Below are 17,559 nucleotides of genomic sequence, written 5' to 3'. Positions count from 1 at the left end.
CCCGACCCAGCACCGACGCCGCCGCGCCGCTTCGAAACCGTGAAGATTCAGGTGCGCGGGGCGGCGGGATCCGCCTCGGGTGCGCCGACGGTTCGCTCCGGTCCGGCGGAGCTGCGCGCCAGCGCCACGACGGCCGCCGCCGTTGCTGCGAGCGCCCCGACGAGCAGGACGCCCATCCGCCCGTCGACGTCGAGATACTCACCGAGGACGACGAATCCGAGGACGGTGGCGACGGCCGGCTCGGTCACCGTGGTCGCGGGCAACGACGCCTGCAGTTCTCCCGCGCCGAACGCGAGCTGCTGCAACACGACGGCCGCTGCGAACACCACGACCAGCACGTAGAGCTCGAGCGACGTCAACAGCGGGACGGGTCCACGAGCGAGCAGATGCACCACGGACTTGGTCAGGACCGCGCCCACCCCGAACAGTGCACCACCGGCGAGTCCGAGCAGCAGCGCGCGGCGGGCCGGCGGGCCACTCCGCGCCCCGAGTAGGCACAGCGCCAGGGCCGGTAGCCCCACCAGGACGACGATCGCCCAGTGCCAGGTCTCGGCTCGAACCTCTCCGGGACGGGGATCACCGACGACGACGAGCACTGCGACGGAGACGGTGAGGATCGCCGCCCACCACCAATCGGCGGGACGCACCGCCCGGCCGGACACGCGCGCGCCGAGCGGCAGCGCGAACATCAGCGACAGCACGAGCAGCGGCTGGACGAGCAGCAGTGAGCCGACCCCGAGTGCGGCGGCCTGCAGCGCGTAGCCGCCCGCCCCGGCCAGCGCCCCGACCCACCACCGACGGTCGTGAACGGACTTCGCGAGTGGAGCCGACGCCGCCGCCCGCTGCCGCATCACGTTCCCGATCGCTATGCACAGCGCCGAGCCGACGGCGAGCAGGACGGAGAGCACAGTGGCGGCCACCGCGAAATGATAAGGCGCTCCGCACCCGTCCGCCCTTCCGGTGCTTCCCGCTCCCGAAAATGCGCACGGGCGGTCACGCCTGCTGCGCCGCCTTCTCCGCCGCCTGCGCCTGGGCGACCTGTGCGGGCGTGAACCGGATGAACAACGCGGCCACCGCCGCGAGCGCGGCCAGGATCGCGCAGCCGAGCAGCGCGAAGGTGTACCCGCTCGACAGCGCGTCCAGTTGCGCCGGGTTCATCTCACCCGCGGGGAGCCCGGACACGCCGCCGAGCGAGAGCGTCTTCGACGTCGCCATCGCGCCGACGATCGCGAGACCGACGGGACCGAAGAGGACCTGCGCCACCTGGGCGATCGCGGCCAGCGGGCCGATCTCCTGCGGGCCGACACCGGCGATGGCGCACAGCGGCAGCGGCACCACCGCGAGGCCCACACCGAAGCCGACACCGACGACGAGCATGAACAGGTTGCCGAGGTAGGTCGCGGACACATCGAGCGTCGACCCGTACAGCAGGCCGACGAACGTGATGAGCGTGCCGGTCACGACGAGCCACCGTGGCGCCACCTTCACCGCGAGCTTGGACGCGACGAACGCGGCAGCGCCGAGTCCGAACGCGAACGGCACGAACGCCAGGCCGGCCCGCAGCGGCGTGTAGGCGAGGACGTCCTGCACGAACAACGCGACGAACGGGGCCAGCGAGAACATCACCATGCCGACGAGCGCGAGCGAGACGAACGTCGCGACGCGGCTACGGTTGCGGAACAGCGAGAACGGCAGCAGTGGGTTGTCGGCGCGGCGCTCGACGGCGAGGAACGCGACCAGCAGGACGAACCCACCGATCAGGCCGATCAGGACCGCGGGGCTGCCCCAGCCCATCTCCGGACCCTCCGTGAAGCCGTACACGACCCCCGTGCAGCCGAGGGTGGCCAGGACGGCCCCCGGAACGTCGAGTTTGAGTCGCTCGGCACCGGTCTCCTCGAGCGCGCGGAACGCGAGCACCAGGATCACCAGGCCGATCGGGACGTTGATGAGGAAGATCCACCGCCACGACACCTCGGTGAGCGCACCCCCGATGATCAACCCGGTCACCGATCCCACGCCGGTCATGGCCGCGAAGATCGCGATGGCCTGGTTGCGGACCGGGCCGGGCGCGAACGTCGTCGCGACCAGCGCGAGTGCCGTGGGCGAGGCGATGGCCGCGCCGACACCCTGCAGGGCGCGGGCGGCGACGAGCGTGGCCTCGTTGAAGGCCAACCCGCACAGCAGCGACGCGAGCGTGAACAGTGCGACGCCCCCGATGAAGACGCGTTTGCGCCCGAACGCGTCGCCGACGCGACCGCCGAGCAGCATCAGACCACCGAACGTGAGCGCGTACGACGTGATCACCCAGTTGCGGCCGGAATCGCTGAGGCCCAAATCTTCCTGGATCTTGGCGAGCGCGAGGGAGGCGACGGTGCCGTCGAGCACCATCATCAGCTGCATGCCGCTGAGAACGATGATCGCGAGGCCGAACGCCCGCGTGGTCACGGGGTACTTCACGGCGGTGGAGTCAGACACGAGAGTTCACGTTACCGAGCGTCGGCGCAGAAACCCGCCACCGTGCCGACGACCACGATCGCGGGCGGGCGGATGTTCTCCTCCCGCACCCGCGCCGCGACGGTCGCGAGGTCGGCCCGCAGCACCCGCTGGGTGCGCAGCGTGCCTTCCTGGATCACGGTGACCGGAGTGTCGGCCGGACGGCCGCCCGCGACGAGCACGCTCGCGAACTGCTCGATCCGTTCGACGGCCATGAGCAGCACGATGGTCCCGCGCAGCTTCGCGAGGGCCGCCCAGTCGACGAGCGAATCCGGGTGGTCGGGGGCGACGTGCCCGCTCACCACGACGAACTCGTGGGTGACTCCGCGGTGGGTGACGGGGATCCCGGCCGCGGACGGCACCGAGATCGCGCTGGTGATGCCGGGGACGACGGTCACCGGGACACCCGCGGCCGCGCACGCCTCGAGTTCCTCGAAGCCGCGGCCGAACACGTACGGGTCGCCGCCCTTGAGCCGGACCACGAATTTGCCCGCCTTCGCACCGTCGATCAGCGCGGCATTGATCGCCTCCTGCGCCATCGCGCGTCCGTACGGGATCTTGGCGGCGTCGATCACCTCGACGTGCGGACCCAGTTCGGCGAGCAACTCCGGCGGCGCGAGCCGGTCGGCGACGACGACGTCGGCCCGCGCGAGCAGGCGGCGGCCGCGGACGGTGATGAGGTCGGGGTCGCCCGGTCCGCCGCCGACGAGCGCGACGCCGGGCGCCGGGGCCTCGTCGGTGTCGGTGACGGCACCGGACTGCAGGGCCTCGATCAGCGCGGTCCGCACCGCGGCCGAGCGACGGTGTGCGCCGCCGGCCAGGACGCCGATGCTCAGTCCTTCGTAGCTTCCGGTGGCCGGGGTGACCGCGGTGCCTTCACGGGCGTTGTCGGCGCGCACGCAGAAGATGCGGCTGCGCTCGGCTTCGGCGACGATCGCCGCGTTGGTGTCGGGTTCGTCGGTGCACGCGATCGCGTACCAGGCGCCGTCGAGGTCACCGTCCCGGTAGTCGCGTAGTTCCAGGGTGATCAGGCCCGAGGTCGCCATGCCTTCGACCGCGGGTGTCACCTCGCGGCTGACGAGGTGGACCCGGGCGCCGGAGGCGACCAACAGGCCCAGCCGGCGCTGCGCGACGGTGCCGCCACCGACCACCACGACACGACGGTCCGTCAGGTTGAGTCCGACCAAATAGCTGGTCTCGTCACCGGCGGAAGCAGACACTCGTCTCCCCGTTCTTCCTATCCATGCGGATACTCGCTCGACAGATTCCGAAACACTACGGGCGTCGGCGGCGGTGCCGCCAATGGAGGCGGCGGCGGTGCCGCCGATGGAGGCGGCGGCGGTGACGCCGTTCGTCACCGTCTTCGCCGCGACCAGCGGCCCGCCGCCGGTGGCGAGGACGGCCGCCGCCTCGGCGACGCTGGGCGTCCCGACCGCGCGCGCGACGCCGTCGGCGGGGTTCGGGACCTCCACTTCCGCCAGTTCGGCGGCGGTGTACCCGATCAGCTGCGCCCCGAGGGTTTTCGCTGCGGCCACGAACGGCGCCTGGGCGGCCTTGCGGTCCAACGTCGCCAGTACCGCGACGGTCCGGTCACCGGCGATCGCGCGGACCGCGGCGACGATGTCGGCAGCGTCCACTCCCCGACCGGCGCCCACGCCGACGCACAGGTCAGCCACGGGCGGCCGCCACGAATCGGCGGACGGATTGCGGGTTTCCGGCGGGATGGGTGTGCAGGTACGACGCGTGCACGGTCCCCGCGGTCCCGCCGACGAAGCCTTCCCGCGTGGCCCCGGCGTCCCACGCGCGCCAACCCCAGGCCGGGGCGAAGCGGTCCGCGGAAGCGACTGCCAGTGCGGTGCGGTGGAATTCGTGTCCCGTCACCCGGGTTCCGGCGTCGAAGAGCACCGAGTCGGAGACGGCGACGGCCTCGCGGTATCCCAGGGTCAGCCGCGACCCGAAGCGGGCGTCGACGTCGATCACCCCGGCCATGGGGTGCCCGTCGAGGCTGCGGGTGAGGTACAGCAGGCCGGCGCACTCGGCGTGGATGGGGGCGCCGTCCAACGCCAGGGTCCGCACCTGCCCGAGCAGCGGCCTGTTCGCCGACAGTGCCACCGCGTGCTCCTCGGGGAAGCCGCCCGGCAGTACCAGGCCGGTTGTCCCGGAAGGCAGTTCGTCCTGCAGCGGGTCGAACGTCACCACGTCGGCGCCCGCGGCCTCGAGTAGTTCACGGTGCTCCGCGTAGCCGAAGGTGAACGCGACCCCGCCGGCGAGCGCGATGCGCGGGCGTGGCCCGGCGGGCACCGACCCCACCTCGGCGCTCGGGTCCCACCCGGCCTCGCCCACCGACGAGCGCGCGAGGGCCCGGATCGCGGGCAGATCCAGATGCGCCGCAGCCAGTTCGGTCATGGCGGCGACGGCGTCGAGCGCGGCGCGTCCGTGCTCGACGGCGGGTACCAGGCCCAGGTGCCGCGACGGCACCTCGAGCTCGGCCAGTCGCGGCACCGATCCCAGGACCGGCAACCCGACCCGATCGCACGCCTGCCGCAGCACCCGCTCGTGCCGCGCGCTGCCGACCCGGTTGAGGATCACCCCACCGATACGCACCGCCGCGTCGTACGTGGCGAAACCGTGCAGGACGGCGGCCAGGCTCTGGCTGTGCCCGCGGGCGTCGATCACCAGGACCACCGGTGCCCCCAGCGCGGCGGCGACCTGCGCGGTCGATCCCTCCGCCGACGGCTCGGTGGATCCCGGGTCGATCTTGCCGTCGAACAGTCCCATCACGCCCTCGACCACCGCGACGTCGCAGTCGTCGCTGCCGTGCCGGAACAGCGGCCCGATCCGGTCCGCGCCGACCAGCACGGTGTCGAGGTTGCGTCCGGGGCGGCCCGCCGCGAGCGCGTGGTAGCCGGGATCGATGTAGTCGGGGCCAACCTTGAACGGCGCGACCCGGTCACCAGCGGCGCGCAGCGCCCCGACGAGCCCGGTGGCGACGGTGGTCTTGCCGCTGCCCGACGCGGGCGCCGCGATCACGACGGCCGGGGTGGACCTCACCATTCGATCCCGCGTTGGCCCTTGCGCCCCGCGTCCATCGGATGCCTGATCTTGGTCATCTCAGTCACCAGGTCCGCCGCGGCGACGAGCGCCCGGGGGGCATCCCGGCCGGTGACGACCACGTGCTGGTTGCCGGGCCGGTTGCGCAGCACCTCGACCACCTCGTCGGTGTCCACCCAGCCCCACTTGAGCGGGTAGGTGAATTCGTCGAGCACGTAGAACCGGTGCGTCTGGGCGGCCAGTCGCCGCGCGATCTCCCGCCAACCTTCGAGGGCCGCGGCGGCATGGTCCTCCTCGGTCCCGTGCTTGCGGGTCCACGACCAGCCCTCGCCCATCTTGTGCCAGCTCACCGGGCCGCCGACACCACTGCTCTCGTGCAGTTCGCCGAGCGCGCGGAACGTGGCCTCCTCGCCCACCTTCCACTTGGCGCTCTTGACGAACTGGAACACGCCGATGTCGAACCCCTGGTTCCAGGCCCGCAGCGCCATGCCGAAGGCCGCGGTCGACTTACCCTTCCCCGGTCCGGTGTGGACTGCGAGGACCGGCTGGTTGCGGCGCTGGCGGGTGGTGAGCCCGTCGGCCGGCACGTTCTCGGGTACGCCCTGCGGCATCTGCAATCCCTTTCTCGGGCAGGTGTTCTCAGGCAGCCGCGCGGACGACGCCGGCGACCTGCTGGGCGGACAGCTCCGCGAGGCGCACGTGGCCGCCGTGCAACGCCCGGGCCAGTTCGGCGGCCAGGCCCAGCCGGACCATCCCGGTCTCGCAGTCGACGACGATGGAGCCCGCACCGGTCTCGGCGAGCAGGTGCGCCGCCCGCCTGGCGCGTGACACGGCGTCCGGTCCCCCGGTCGCGCGGCCGTCGGTGAGCGACACGACGAGGGGGCGCCGACGCGGATCGCGCACCCGCTCGCGCAGCACGACGTCCCGGGCGCGCAGGAATCCCTCGGCGAGCGGTGTGCGTCCACCGGTCCGCATGGACCGCAGGCGGCGCACCGCGACGTCCACCGACGCCGTGGGCGGCAACACCAGCTCGGCAGCGGTGCCGCGCACGGTGATCACCGCGACCTTGTCGCGGCGCTGGTAGGCGTCGCGCAGCAGCGAGACGACGGCCCCGGTCACCGCGGACAGGCGGTCGCGCGCGGCCATCGAACCGGACGCGTCGACGACGAACAGCACCAGGTTGCCCTCCCGCCCCTCCCGGACCGCACCCCGAACGTCGCTGGGCGCCAGGATCATCGGGCCGCCGACCCGGCCCCGGTCGACCTGGTGCTCGGCCGCGGCGAACAACGTGCTCACCAGGTGCACCCCGTTGCCGCGCCCGGTCGTCGCCCGGACCGCGCGGCCGCGGCTCGACCGGGCCCGCGAGCGCCGGCCGGGGGCGCCGTCACCGACACCGGGGATCTCGAGCAGCCGGGCCCGGAACTGCGGCCCCGGCGCTCCGGCGGCCCGTTCGCCGCCGGGCCGTGCACCCGGTTCGGACGAATCCTGCTCGGATGAGGTGTTTTTCGGCGCGTCGGGTGCCTGGTCGGGGGTTTCGCCGCCGGGCCCGCCCGGACCGGGACCGTCGGGGTCGGGTTCGGGGTCCTCGTGGGCGCGGGCGTCGGCGTCGGCCTGGTCCATCGCGTCGTCGAGCTGCTCGGGGTCGAGGCCGGGTTCGTCGAAGGGATCGCGCCGACGGCGGTGCGGCAGCGTCAGTTCCGCGGCGATGCGAACGTCCTCCTCGGTGACCGCGTCCGCGCCGCGCCACGCGGCGTGTGCGGTGGCGGTGCGCGCCAGCACCAGGTCGGCGCGCATGCCCTCGACGTCGAACGACGCGCACACCGACGCGATTCGGCGCAGCTCGGTGTCGGACAGCTCCACCGCCTCGACGGCGGCGCGGGCGGCGGCGATGCGGCGGGCCAGGTCGGCGTCGGCCTCGGCGTACCGGGCCGCGAAACCGTCGGGGTCGCGCTCGTAGTCGAGGCGCCGACGGACCACCTGCATGCGCACGTCCACCTCCCGGGAGGCGGCGACGTCGACGGCCAACCCGAAGCGGTCCAGCAGCTGCGGGCGCAGTTCGCCCTCCTCGGGGTTCATGGTGCCGACGAGCACGAATCGCGCCGGGTGCGAATGCGAGACACCGTCACGTTCGACGTGCACACGCCCCATCGCGGCGGCGTCGAGCAGGACGTCGACGAGATGGTCGTGCAGCAGGTTGACCTCGTCGACGTAGAGCACGCCCTGGTGCGCGTCGGCCAGCAGTCCGGGCTGGAAGGCGCGTTCGCCGTCGCGGAGCACCTTCTCGAGGTCGATCGAGCCGACCACCCGGTCCTCGGTCGCACCCACGGGCAGCTCGACGAGCCGGGCCCGCCGCCGCTCGCCGGCGGCCTCCACCTCCGGCAGCAGCGCGGTGAGCGCCCGGACGACGGTGGACTTCGCGGTGCCCTTCTCGCCCCGCACCAGCACGCCGCCGATCGCGGGGTGGACGGCGCACAGGATCAGCGCCAGCCGGAGCCGATCCTGACCGACGATCGCACTGAACGGAAACCCCGACGGTTCGGGTGTGGGCTGATGACTGTGACGCAACGGTCGAATCCCTTCACGTCTCGGTTTCCTCGCCGAGAGCTTGGCCAAGCGAAACGCCGCGGCATTCTGGCTTCGGGTCGACCGGATCGATCGCCCTCACAGTGGCGGGACCGCGCCTGATTCTCACAGGACTTCCCCGCAGACGTTTCTTCAGTTGCAGCACCTTACCGTGCCGCCGTCACAGCACACTGCCGCGGCCCCGGAAGCCCGGGGCCGCGGCAGTGTGAGGGGTTCGTCAGACGGTCGCGGATTCGACGACGCGGTCGCCGGCGTGCGCCGCGGGACGGCCCGAGCCGAGCTGCAGCGAGCGGCTGCTCCAGTCCCAGACCTGCTGGAACAGATCCGGGTTGTCCGACAGCTTGAGGCCCAGCGACGGGACCATCTGCTGCAGCTTCGGCTTCCACGCCTCGAACTCGCGGGGGAAGCACCGCTGCAGCACGTCGAGCATCGCGGGCACCGCGGTGGACGCGCCGGGCGAGGCACCGAGCAGACCGGCGACGGTGCCGTCCTCGGCGTTGACGACGGCGGTACCGAACTCCAGGACGCCGCCGCTGCCCTTCTTGCGGATCACCTGGACGCGCTGACCGGCGGTGATGAGCTCCCAGTCGCCGCCGGTGGCGCGGGGCACGAACTCGCGCAGCGTCTGGATGCGGTCGCCGGACGACTGCATCAGCTCACCGATGAGGTACTTGGTCAGGCCGAGCTCCGTGACGCCCACGCCGAGCATCGACATGAGGTTGTTGGGCTTGACCGAACCGGGCAGGTCGGTGACCTTGCCGTTCTTGAGGAACTTGGGCGACCACCCGGCGTACGGGCCGAACAGCAGCCCCTGGCGGCCGTTGATCACGCGGGTGTCGAGGTGCGGCACCGACATCGGGGGGGCACCGACCGCGGCCTTGCCGTACACCTTGGCGCGGTGCTGGGCGATGAGCTCGGGGTTGGTGCAGCGCAGGAACTGGCCGCTGACCGGGAAGCCGCCGAAGCCCTTGGCCTCCTTGATGCCCGACTTCTGCAGCAGGTGCAGGGCACCGCCGCCGGCGCCGACGAACACGAACCGGGCGTTGACGGTCTTCTTGACGCCGGTGCGCAGGTTCTCGGCCTTGACCAGCCAGCTGCCGTCGGACTGCTTGGTGAGGTTGCGGACATCGTGGCCGAAGTACACCTGGCCGCCGGACGCGCCGACGTAGCCGAGGAGCTGCTTGGTGAGTGCGCCGAAGTCGACGTCGGTGCCGGCCTCGGTCCAGTTGAGCGCGACCGGGTCGGAGAAGTCGCGGCCCTTGGCCATGAGCGGGAGGCGCTCGGTGAAGAAGTCCGCGGACTCGGAGTACTCCATCCCGGCGAACAGCGGGTGGCCGGCGAGCGCGTCGTAGCGGGCGCGCAGGTACTTCACGTTGTCGGCCCCGTGCACGAAGCTGACGTGCGGAATCGGGTTGATGAACTCCTTGGGATCGGTGAGGATCCCGTTGTCGACGGCGTAGGCCCAGAACTGCCGGGAGACCTGGAACTGCTCGTTGACGTTGACGGCCTTGCTGATGTCGACGCCATCGCCCTTGGCCGGGGTGTAGTTGAGCTCGCACAGCGCGGAGTGACCGGTTCCGGCGTTGTTCCAGGGGTCACTGCTCTCGGCGGCAGCCGCGTCGAGTCGTTCGAAGGTGGTGATCGACCAGTCGGGCTGCAGCTGACGCAGGATCGCGCCGAGCGTTGCGCTCATGATGCCCGCACCCACGAGCACTACATCGGTCTTCGCCACTACATTCTGGTCTGACACTGGAGAATCGACTTCCTTGTCTGTTCACACGCGACCTGATTCGCACGCATCGTCCGATCCGAGACATCGCGTGCACAGACCGCACTTCGCGTGCCTGTCGGGCTTAGGTTACCTGTGCGTCACCTCCCCTAATTGTGCCCCTCGCAAACGACTCTGTTCGGCCAATAGAGTGTGATCGTGACTACTTGGGTTCCCGACGTCCTCGGCGATGGATACCAGCAGCTGACGATCCCGCTCGGGGCCGATCCCGACGGAGAAGGGGAAGTCGCGGCCACACTGGTCCGCTACCAGCCCGGCGAGATGACCGGGGACCGGGCGGTCCTGTACGTCCACGGATTCACCGACTACTTCTTCCAGCAACACCTGGCCGAGCACTTCGCCGAACAGGGGTATTCGTTCTTCGCCCTCGACCTGCGCAAATGCGGTCGTTCCCGGCGTCCCGGGCAGACCCCGCACTTCGTGACGGACCTGCGGCTGTACGACACCGAACTCGACGAGGCGCTGCGCCTGGTCCGTGAACAGATCGGCGGCGGCCAGGTGCTGCTGGTCGCCCACTCCACCGGCGGCCTGATCCTCCCGCTGTGGCTCGACCGGCTCGAACGCCGGCCGGGCGGCTCCGCGGGCGCGGGCGTGGCCGGCCTGATCCTCAACAGCCCGTGGTTCGACCTGCAGGGCCCGGGTCTGTTGCGCAGCGCGGGCACCACCGCGGCCATCGACGCGCTGGGACGGGTGTCGAGCAAGACGCCGATCCCCGGGCAGAAACTCGACACGTACGGCGCGAGCCTGCACGTCGGCTCCAACGGGCAGTGGGAGTACGACCTCGACTGGAAGCCGCTGACCGGCTTCCCGGTCCGGTTCGGGTGGCTGCGCGCGATCCGGCGTGGGCACGCCGAGTTGCACCACGGGCTCGACATCGGTGTGCCGTCGCTGATCCTGCGGTCGAAGCGGACCGTGTTCGCCTCGCGCTACAACCCGTCGGTCGACGAGGCCGACGCCGTCCTCGACGTCGACCAGATCGCCCGGTGGGCCGGATGCCTCGGCAACCGCACCACGATCGTCCCCATCGACGGCGCCCGCCACGACGTGTTCCTGTCCACCGCGAAGCCGCTCGCGGAGGCGTTCCGCGAGGTGGATCTGTGGCTGGCCTGGCTCGACGCACATCATCTCGACAACGACCGACCGACAGGAGCATCCGCGTGAGCCACTTCGACATCGCCATCATCGGCAGCGGATCGGGCAACTCGATCCTCGACGAGCGCTACGACGGGAAGAAGGTCGCGATCCTCGAGGAGGGCACCTTCGGCGGCACGTGCCTCAACGTGGGCTGCATCCCCACCAAGATGTTCGTCTACACCGCCGACATGGCGCGGACGATCACCGAGTCCTCCAAGCTCGGCATCGACGCGACGCTCGACGACGTCCGCTGGCCCGACATCGTCAAGCGGGTGTTCGGACGGATCGACCCGATCTCCGCCGGCGGCGAGCGCTACCGGACCGAGGACTGCGCCGACGTGACGGTGTACCGCGGCCACGCCCGATTCGTCGGGCCGCGGACGATCGACACGGGGACCGGTGAGGTGATCACCGCCGACCAGGTGGTGATCGCCGCCGGGTCCCGGCCGGCGATTCCCGGCGAGATCGTCGACTCCGGCATCCGCTACCACACCAACGACGACATCATGCGGCTGCCGGAGTTGCCCCGGCGCCTGGTGATTCTCGGATCCGGTTTCATCGCAGCGGAATTCGCGCACGTCTTCTCGGCGCTCGGCGTGCACGTGTCGATCATCGCCCGCAGCGAACGGCTGCTGCGTCACCTCGACCGCGAGGTCTCGGAATGGTTCACCGAACTGGCGCAGCGCAAGTGGGACGTGCACCTGGGCAACCCGATGCTGGCGGCGCGCGCGGCGGGTACCGGCATCGAGATCGAACTCGCCGACGGCACCGTCGTCGCCGGCGACGAGCTGCTGGTGGCGACCGGGCGGATCCCCAACGGCGATCGGCTGGACGCGGCCCTCGGGGGCGTCTCCGTCGACGAGTCCGGTCGGGTGCTCGTCGACGAGTACCAGCGCACCACCGCGGAGGGCGTCTTCGCGCTCGGCGACGTCTCCTCGCCGTACCAGCTCAAGCACGTCGCCAATCACGAGATGCGGGTGGTGCAGCACAATCTGCTCCACGACGCCTGGAACGACGGTGCGGGCCACTCGCTCTCCCGTTTGCGCCGTACCGACCACCGGTTCGTGCCGGCGGCGGTGTTCACCGACCCCCAGATCGCCGACGTCGGGATGACCGAGGAGCAGGCCCGCGAGGCCGGACTCGACATCACCGTCAAGGTGCAGAACTACGGCGACGTCGCGTACGGCTGGGCGATGGAGGACGACGAGGGCTTCTGCAAGGTGATCGCCGAGCGCGGCACCGGGCGACTGCTGGGTGCGCACGTCATCGGCGCGCAGGCCTCGACCGTGATCCAGCCGCTGATCCAGGCGATGAGCTTCGGGCTGTCGGCGCACGACATGGCCACCGGGCAGTACTGGATCCATCCCGCCCTCGCCGAGGTGGTCGAGAACGCGCTGCTGGGACTGCAGATCTGAGCGTTCCGGACAAAACGACGCGGTTGCCCACTAGTGTCCGCTCTCGAATGGAGTCGTTCTTCGGAGGCGGACGTAATGGGGCACACGGTCACCGAACTCTGGCGGTATCCGGTCAAGTCGTTCGGCGGTGAGCGCCTCGACACCGCGGTGATCGACCCGGACGGCATCCGCGGTGACCACGTGTGGGCGGTCGTCGACGACGGGACGGGTCACGTGGCCAGCGCCAAGCGCGCTCGGTTGTGGAGTCCGCTGCTCGCGTGCAGCGCGCGGCTACTGGACGACACCGCCGTCGGAGATCCGGCCGCGCTCGAGATCACGCTGCCCGGCGGCACCGTTGTGCGCGGTGACGATCCCCGGACGGCGGCCGAGCTGACCGCCCTCGTCGGACGCCCCGTGTCCCTGCGGTCACCGCAGGGCACGTCGCGGGTCATGGAGATGGAGTGGGTGGCGGAGGCCCGGGTCGGGATGGAGGACGCGGTGGCGGCGTCCTCCCGCCGCACGGACCAGGATCCGGAATCCGACGTCCCGGTGGGTGCGGTCCCCACGGGCGGTGCGCACGAGCGGTTCTACGACCTGGCGCCGTTGCATGTGCTCACCACGTCCAGCCTCAATGCCGTCGCCCCGGGTTCCGGTCGTGCAGAGGTTCGCCGCTTCCGGCCGAACGTGGTCGTCGGCCCACCCGAGTGGGACGCCGGATGGGTCGAGGACGAGTGGGTGGAGTCGCGCCTTCGCCTGGGCGCGGCCGAGACGGCGGTTCGGATGCCGACCGGACGCTGCGGCATGGTGAACCTGGCGCACCAGGAGCTGCCGGCCGAGCGCCGGATGCTGAAGACGATCGCTGCGGCACACCGGGTTTCGGTCGGGTACGGCACCGCGGATCTACCGGCTCTCGGGGTCTACGCGGACGTGCTCGTGCCCGGACCGGTCGGGCTCGGTGACGTCGTCGGCATCACCCGGGCTCCCGCCGCCGTCTGACCGCGCGGCCTCCGCGAACCGCTGCGCCAGCGTCGCGAAGGCGGCGCGCAGCGCCGGCGGAGCCACGACCTCGATGTCGGCATCGAATCGCCCGGTTGCCGCCGCCAGCGACTCCCACGACCACGAACCGCCGACCATTCGGCAGCGCCCGTCACCGAGGTCCTCGACCGCCGTGCCGGCGTCGACGAACGGGGCGACCCGGGCCGCGGGCAGACGCAGGATCACCTCGCCGACGCACGGCCAGCTCCCGTCCCCGGCCGCCCCTCTGAATCGCGCGGACACGAAGGACCGCACGTCGCTGCTCGGCAGTGTGCGTCGCGCGAAGGTGGGGCCCGTCGGCACGCGCGGTTCGATGCGGTCCGCCCGGAAGATCCGCCAGTCGTCCCGATCGCAGTCCCAGCCCACCAGATACCACCGGCCCGAGACCGTCACGACGTGGTGCGGCTCGATCCGGCGCCGCTCGACGCGCCCCGCCGAGGTGGTGTAGTCGAAGCGCAGCACCACCCGTTCGGACGCCGCCGCGCTCAGCGAGGCGAGCACCGCCGGATCGACCCCCGCCGCCACGCCGGTGTCCCCCACCGCGGTGATCCGAACCGAACCGATGCGATGCCGCAACCGTGACGGCAGGACCTGACGCACGGTCGCGAGTGCCCGTTCGGCGGCGGCGCCGACGTCGGCCCCGGTCGCCGCGACCGTCTGCAGCGCCAGTGCGAGCGCCACGGCCTGCTCGTCGTCGAACAGCAGCGGGGGCAGCTCGGACCCCGCCTCGAGCCGGTACCCACCGTCGGGGCCCTTGAGCGCGACGATGCGGTATCCCATCTCCCGCAGCCGGTCCACGTCGCGACGCACCGTGCGCGGACTCACCGCCAACCGGACTGCCAGGACGGGGCCGGACCACTCCCGGCGCGCCTGCAACAGCGACAGCAGGAGCAGCGAACGCGAGGTGGCTGTCGACATGCCTCGACGGTATCCGAGGAAGCGGACAGGAACTGACCGCTACTGCTGCGAGCGTGGTCGTCGACGCCGGCAGACGCCGGTGCACCGAGCGCAAGGAGAAACGACGCCATGACCGTCAACGTCACCCCCCACCTCAACTTCCGCGGCGACGCCCGAACCGCGCTGGAGTTCTACCGATCCGTGTTCGGTGGAGAACTCGTGGTCATCACCTACGCCGACGCCCAGAACGTCACCGATCCGTCCGAGGCGAAGCACGTGATGTGGGGACAGGTTTTGTCCGACAACGGGTTCCGCATCATGGCCTACGACGTCCCGTCCCACACGGAGTGGGCGGCCGGCACCATCCCGTTCTTCGTGTCGGTCCGCGGCGCCGACGCCGACGAGATCGCCGGCTACTGGAGCGGACTGGCCGACGGCGCGACGATCCACGCGCCGCTCGCCCCCGCGCAGTGGGCGCCGCTGTACGGGATGCTGACCGACCGATACGGGGTCACTTGGGTTCTCGACGTCGAGGCCGTCTGGGAGGCCTGACGCCCGAGCGTGAAGGATTCCCGTCCGACGGGGATCCTTCACGCTCGATGTCCGGGGTCCAGTACGGGTGGAGCCCTACTTCCGGTGCTTCAGCGCGCGCACGGCGCCGTCGCCGATGGACTGCAGGATCTGCACCAGGACGATCAACACGACGACCGCGACCAGCAGGACCGGTGTGTTGAACCGCTGGTAGCCGTAGACGATCGCGAAGTCGCCCAGTCCCCCGCCGCCGATGACGCCGGCCATCGCGGAGTAGCCGACGAGCAGCACGGCCGTCAGTGTCGCACCGGCGATCAGGGCCGAAACAGATTCCGGCAACAGCACTTTCCGCACGATCTGCCCGTTGCTCGCGCCCATCGCCTGGGCCGCCTCCACACGGCCGACGGGGACCTCACGCAGCGCCGACTCGACGACGCGTGCGTAGAACGGGATCGCGCCGATCGTCAGCGGCACGATCGCGGCCGTCGGACCGATCGCGGTGCCGACGATCATCCGCGTCGTGCCGATCAGCGCGATCATCAGGATGAGGAACGGCAGCGAGCGGAAGAGGTTGACGATCGCGCCCAGCACGGAGTTGACGGCTCGCTGCGGCCACAGCCCACTGGGCGAGGTCACGTGCAGGACCACGCCGAGCAGCACGCCGCCGATCACCGTGAGGACGAAGGAGATGCCCACCATGTAGAGGGTGTCCAGCGTCGCTTCCCACACCTCCGGCAGCGAGTCCTGCCAGGACAGCTTTTTCATGCGGTCACCTCCTGCGTCAGTGCGGCGGGTGTTTCCGGTCCGCCACCCCAGGCCAGGGTGGTGCCCGGCTGCGCGGCGACGAACGCCTCGACGTCGGCCCGGTTCACGTCCGGGGCGAACCGCAGCCGCAGCCGTCCCACGGTGACACCGGCGACCTGTTCGACGCTGCCGCCGACGACGGAGATGTCGACGTCGAGCTTGCGGACCAGCTGCGCGAGCCAGGGGCCGTGGGCCTCGTCGCCGATGGTCGTCACGAGCGCGGTGTCGGCGCCGTCACCCGCGGAGGGATCGTCCCCGACCGGGACGATCGCCGCGCCCAACACCGAGTCGGGGGTACCGACGAGGTCGAGGATCCGGCCGCTCTCGGCGATTCGGCCGTCGTCGATCCGGGCCGCGGATGTGCAGATGCGCCGCAGCACCCCCAGCTCGTGGGTGATGAGGACGACCGTGACGCCGATCCGGCGGTTGAGCTCGGCGAGCAGGTCGAGCACCTGATCGGTCGTGTCGGGATCGAGCGCGCTGGTCGCCTCGTCGCACAGCAGCACGTCCGGCTGGGACGCCAGCGCGCGGGCGATGCCGACGCGCTGCTGCTGACCGCCCGACAGCTGCGACGGGAACGCCTTCTCCTTGCCGGCGAGGCCGACGAGCGCGATCAACTCGTCGGCGCGGGCCCGGCGCTCTCGGCGGTCCAGGCCGGCCAGCTCGAGCGGGAACTCCACGTTGGCTCGCACGGTCCGCGAGTGCAGCAGGTTGAACTGCTGAAAGACGGTGCCGATGCGGCGGCGGGCCTGCCGCAGCGCCGCGCCGGAGAGCTGCGACAGGTCGTCGCCACGCAGGACGATGCGGCCGCTCGTGGGCTGCTCGAGCAGATTCAGGCACCGCAGGAGCGTCGACTTGCCGGCCCCCGACGGTCCGACGATCCCGAAGATCTCGCCGTCGGCGATCTCGAGGTCGATGCCGCGCAGCGCCGAGACCTCCCCCGCGCCGCCCGCGGCGGGGAAGGTCTTGACCAGGTTCTCGACGGTGATCATCAGCTGGCCGCGTGGACCGGGACGACGGAGCCGGAGTAGTTCTCCTGGATCCAGGTGGCGGTCTCCGGCGACTCGAGCGCCTCGGCCAGCGCCTGCACACCGGGATCGTTCTCGTCCGCGGCACGGACGACCAGCAGGTTCGCGAAGGGGTTGTTCTCGACCTTCTCCGACAGCAGCGCGTCGTCCGCCGGCACCAGTCCGGCCTCGATCGCGTAGTTGGAGTTGATGACCGCGGCGGTGATCTGCGGGTCACCGAGGTTGCGGGCGAGCTGCGAACGCTCGATCTCGACGAACTTCAAGTTCTTGGGGTTCGTCTTGATGTTGGCCTGCGTGACCACCGACAGGTCGGCGTCGGCGAACGGCTTGTCCATCTGGAGCAGCCCGGCCGACTCGAGGAGGTAAAGGCCGCGGGCGAAGTTGGTGGTGTCCTTGGGCAGCGCGATGGTGGACCCGTCGGCGAGCTGGTCGACGGCGGTGATCTTCTCCGAGTACAGGCCCATCGGCTCGAGGTGGACGTCGGCCACCGAGACGAGATCGGTCACGCCCTTCTGCTTCTGCCAGTCCGTAAGGTAGGGGGCGTGCTGGAAGTAGTTGGCCTGCACGTCGCCCGCGACCAGCAGCTCGTTGGGGTCGATCTCGCCGGTGACCGGCTTGATGTCGAGCTTGACGTCGCCGAGGACACCGGAGTCGGCGATGTGCTCGAGAATCTCGACGTGCGGGGTGCTCGACGCGGAGATCACCAGCGTCTCCCCGTCACCGTCCGACGAGCAGGCGGCCAATCCGACCGAGAGCAGGGCGGCAGCAGAAAGAACAGCAGTGCGGCGCAAGAACATTGAAAGATCCCTTCCGGGGTTGT

Annotated in this window: 15 protein-coding genes, 1 pseudogene and 1 riboswitch; of the genes and pseudogenes, 4 read left to right on the top strand and 12 right to left on the bottom strand. The window is 71.0% G+C overall.

What is annotated here, in order from left to right; translation table 11 throughout:
- Window positions 1-47: 47 nt before the first annotated feature.
- From E7742_RS05230 to mqo, 8 genes and pseudogenes are all read right to left on the bottom strand, one after another.
- Window positions 48-920, bottom strand: coding sequence for a DMT family transporter (locus E7742_RS05230; RefSeq protein WP_137797985.1), 873 nt, complete (start codon window positions 918-920; stop codon window positions 48-50).
- 73 nt (window positions 921-993) lie between these two features.
- A complete protein-coding gene (locus tag E7742_RS05225; RefSeq protein ID WP_254699268.1) occupies window positions 994-2,400 on the bottom strand; it encodes an MFS transporter in 1,407 nt (468 codons plus the stop codon).
- A gap of 86 nt (window positions 2,401-2,486) precedes the next feature.
- Window positions 2,487-3,713: a uroporphyrinogen-III C-methyltransferase gene (cobA, locus tag E7742_RS05220; protein WP_175420578.1), complete on the bottom strand. Its 1,227-nt coding sequence runs from the start codon at window positions 3,711-3,713 to the stop codon at window positions 2,487-2,489.
- Window positions 3,714-3,836: 123 nt separating this feature from the next.
- Window positions 3,837-4,148: pseudogene (locus tag E7742_RS23445) on the bottom strand (cobalamin biosynthesis protein); the annotation flags it as partial.
- A gap of 13 nt (window positions 4,149-4,161) precedes the next feature.
- Window positions 4,162-5,547 carry a cobyrinate a,c-diamide synthase gene (locus E7742_RS05215; protein ID WP_137797982.1) on the bottom strand — a complete coding sequence of 462 codons (1,386 nt, stop codon included), beginning with the start codon at window positions 5,545-5,547 and terminating at the stop codon, window positions 4,162-4,164.
- On the bottom strand, window positions 5,541-6,155 hold the full coding sequence (gene cobO / locus E7742_RS05210; RefSeq protein ID WP_137797981.1) for a cob(I)yrinic acid a,c-diamide adenosyltransferase: 615 nt from the start codon (window positions 6,153-6,155) through the stop codon (window positions 5,541-5,543). The genes E7742_RS05215 and cobO overlap by 7 nt, the downstream gene beginning before the upstream one ends.
- Before the next feature lie 28 nt (window positions 6,156-6,183).
- The gene (locus E7742_RS05205; RefSeq protein ID WP_137797980.1) at window positions 6,184-8,109 is read right to left on the bottom strand and encodes a VWA domain-containing protein; all 1,926 of its coding nucleotides are present in this window, start codon (window positions 8,107-8,109) and stop codon (window positions 6,184-6,186) included.
- A gap of 22 nt (window positions 8,110-8,131) precedes the next feature.
- A riboswitch (cobalamin riboswitch) is annotated at window positions 8,132-8,246 on the bottom strand.
- Between the two features lie 98 nt (window positions 8,247-8,344).
- Window positions 8,345-9,877, bottom strand: coding sequence for a malate dehydrogenase (quinone) (mqo, locus tag E7742_RS05200; RefSeq protein ID WP_175420410.1), 1,533 nt, complete (start codon window positions 9,875-9,877; stop codon window positions 8,345-8,347).
- A 177-nt stretch (window positions 9,878-10,054) separates the two neighbouring features.
- Between mqo and E7742_RS05195 the strand changes: the two genes are divergently transcribed.
- The 3 genes from E7742_RS05195 (at window position 10,055) to E7742_RS05185 (ending at window position 13,440) form a co-directional block, all read left to right on the top strand.
- Window positions 10,055-11,077: an alpha/beta hydrolase gene (locus E7742_RS05195; RefSeq protein WP_175420409.1), complete on the top strand. Its 1,023-nt coding sequence runs from the start codon at window positions 10,055-10,057 to the stop codon at window positions 11,075-11,077.
- Window positions 11,074-12,465 carry a mycothione reductase gene (gene mtr, locus E7742_RS05190; RefSeq protein ID WP_137797977.1) on the top strand — a complete coding sequence of 464 codons (1,392 nt, stop codon included), beginning with the start codon at window positions 11,074-11,076 and terminating at the stop codon, window positions 12,463-12,465. Before E7742_RS05195 ends, mtr begins: the two co-directional genes overlap by 4 nt.
- A gap of 75 nt (window positions 12,466-12,540) precedes the next feature.
- Window positions 12,541-13,440 (top strand): MOSC domain-containing protein, encoded by a 900-nt coding sequence (locus E7742_RS05185; protein WP_137797976.1) that lies wholly within the window; start codon window positions 12,541-12,543, stop codon window positions 13,438-13,440.
- Here E7742_RS05185 and E7742_RS05180 read toward each other — a convergent pair.
- Window positions 13,345-14,397, bottom strand: a complete 1,053-nt coding sequence (locus E7742_RS05180; RefSeq protein ID WP_137797975.1) for a helix-turn-helix transcriptional regulator — start codon at window positions 14,395-14,397, stop codon at window positions 13,345-13,347. The genes E7742_RS05185 and E7742_RS05180 overlap by 96 nt on opposite strands.
- Window positions 14,398-14,505: 108 nt before the next feature.
- Here E7742_RS05180 and E7742_RS05175 point away from each other — a divergent pair, with 108 nt between their 5' ends.
- Window positions 14,506-14,928: a VOC family protein gene (locus tag E7742_RS05175; protein ID WP_137797974.1), complete on the top strand. Its 423-nt coding sequence runs from the start codon at window positions 14,506-14,508 to the stop codon at window positions 14,926-14,928.
- A gap of 75 nt (window positions 14,929-15,003) precedes the next feature.
- On the opposite strand, the gene E7742_RS05170 is transcribed toward E7742_RS05175, so the two are convergent.
- The 3 genes from E7742_RS05170 to E7742_RS05160 are packed head-to-tail and all read right to left on the bottom strand — an operon-like array spanning window position 15,004 to window position 17,536.
- Window positions 15,004-15,672: a methionine ABC transporter permease gene (locus E7742_RS05170; protein ID WP_137797973.1), complete on the bottom strand. Its 669-nt coding sequence runs from the start codon at window positions 15,670-15,672 to the stop codon at window positions 15,004-15,006.
- Window positions 15,669-16,703, bottom strand: a complete 1,035-nt coding sequence (locus E7742_RS05165) for a methionine ABC transporter ATP-binding protein (RefSeq protein ID WP_137797972.1) — start codon at window positions 16,701-16,703, stop codon at window positions 15,669-15,671. The genes E7742_RS05170 and E7742_RS05165 overlap by 4 nt, the downstream gene beginning before the upstream one ends.
- Window positions 16,703-17,536 (bottom strand): MetQ/NlpA family ABC transporter substrate-binding protein, encoded by an 834-nt coding sequence (locus E7742_RS05160; RefSeq protein WP_137797971.1) that lies wholly within the window; start codon window positions 17,534-17,536, stop codon window positions 16,703-16,705. The genes E7742_RS05165 and E7742_RS05160 overlap by 1 nt, the downstream gene beginning before the upstream one ends.
- Window positions 17,537-17,559: the final 23 nt, after the last annotated feature.

The sequence above is a fragment of the Rhodococcus sp. SGAir0479 genome (assembly GCF_005484805.1).
GTDB lineage: Bacteria > Actinomycetota > Actinomycetes > Mycobacteriales > Mycobacteriaceae > Prescottella.
Note: the sequence above shows the minus strand (reverse complement) of the source record. Positions and strands in the feature narration are given on the sequence as shown.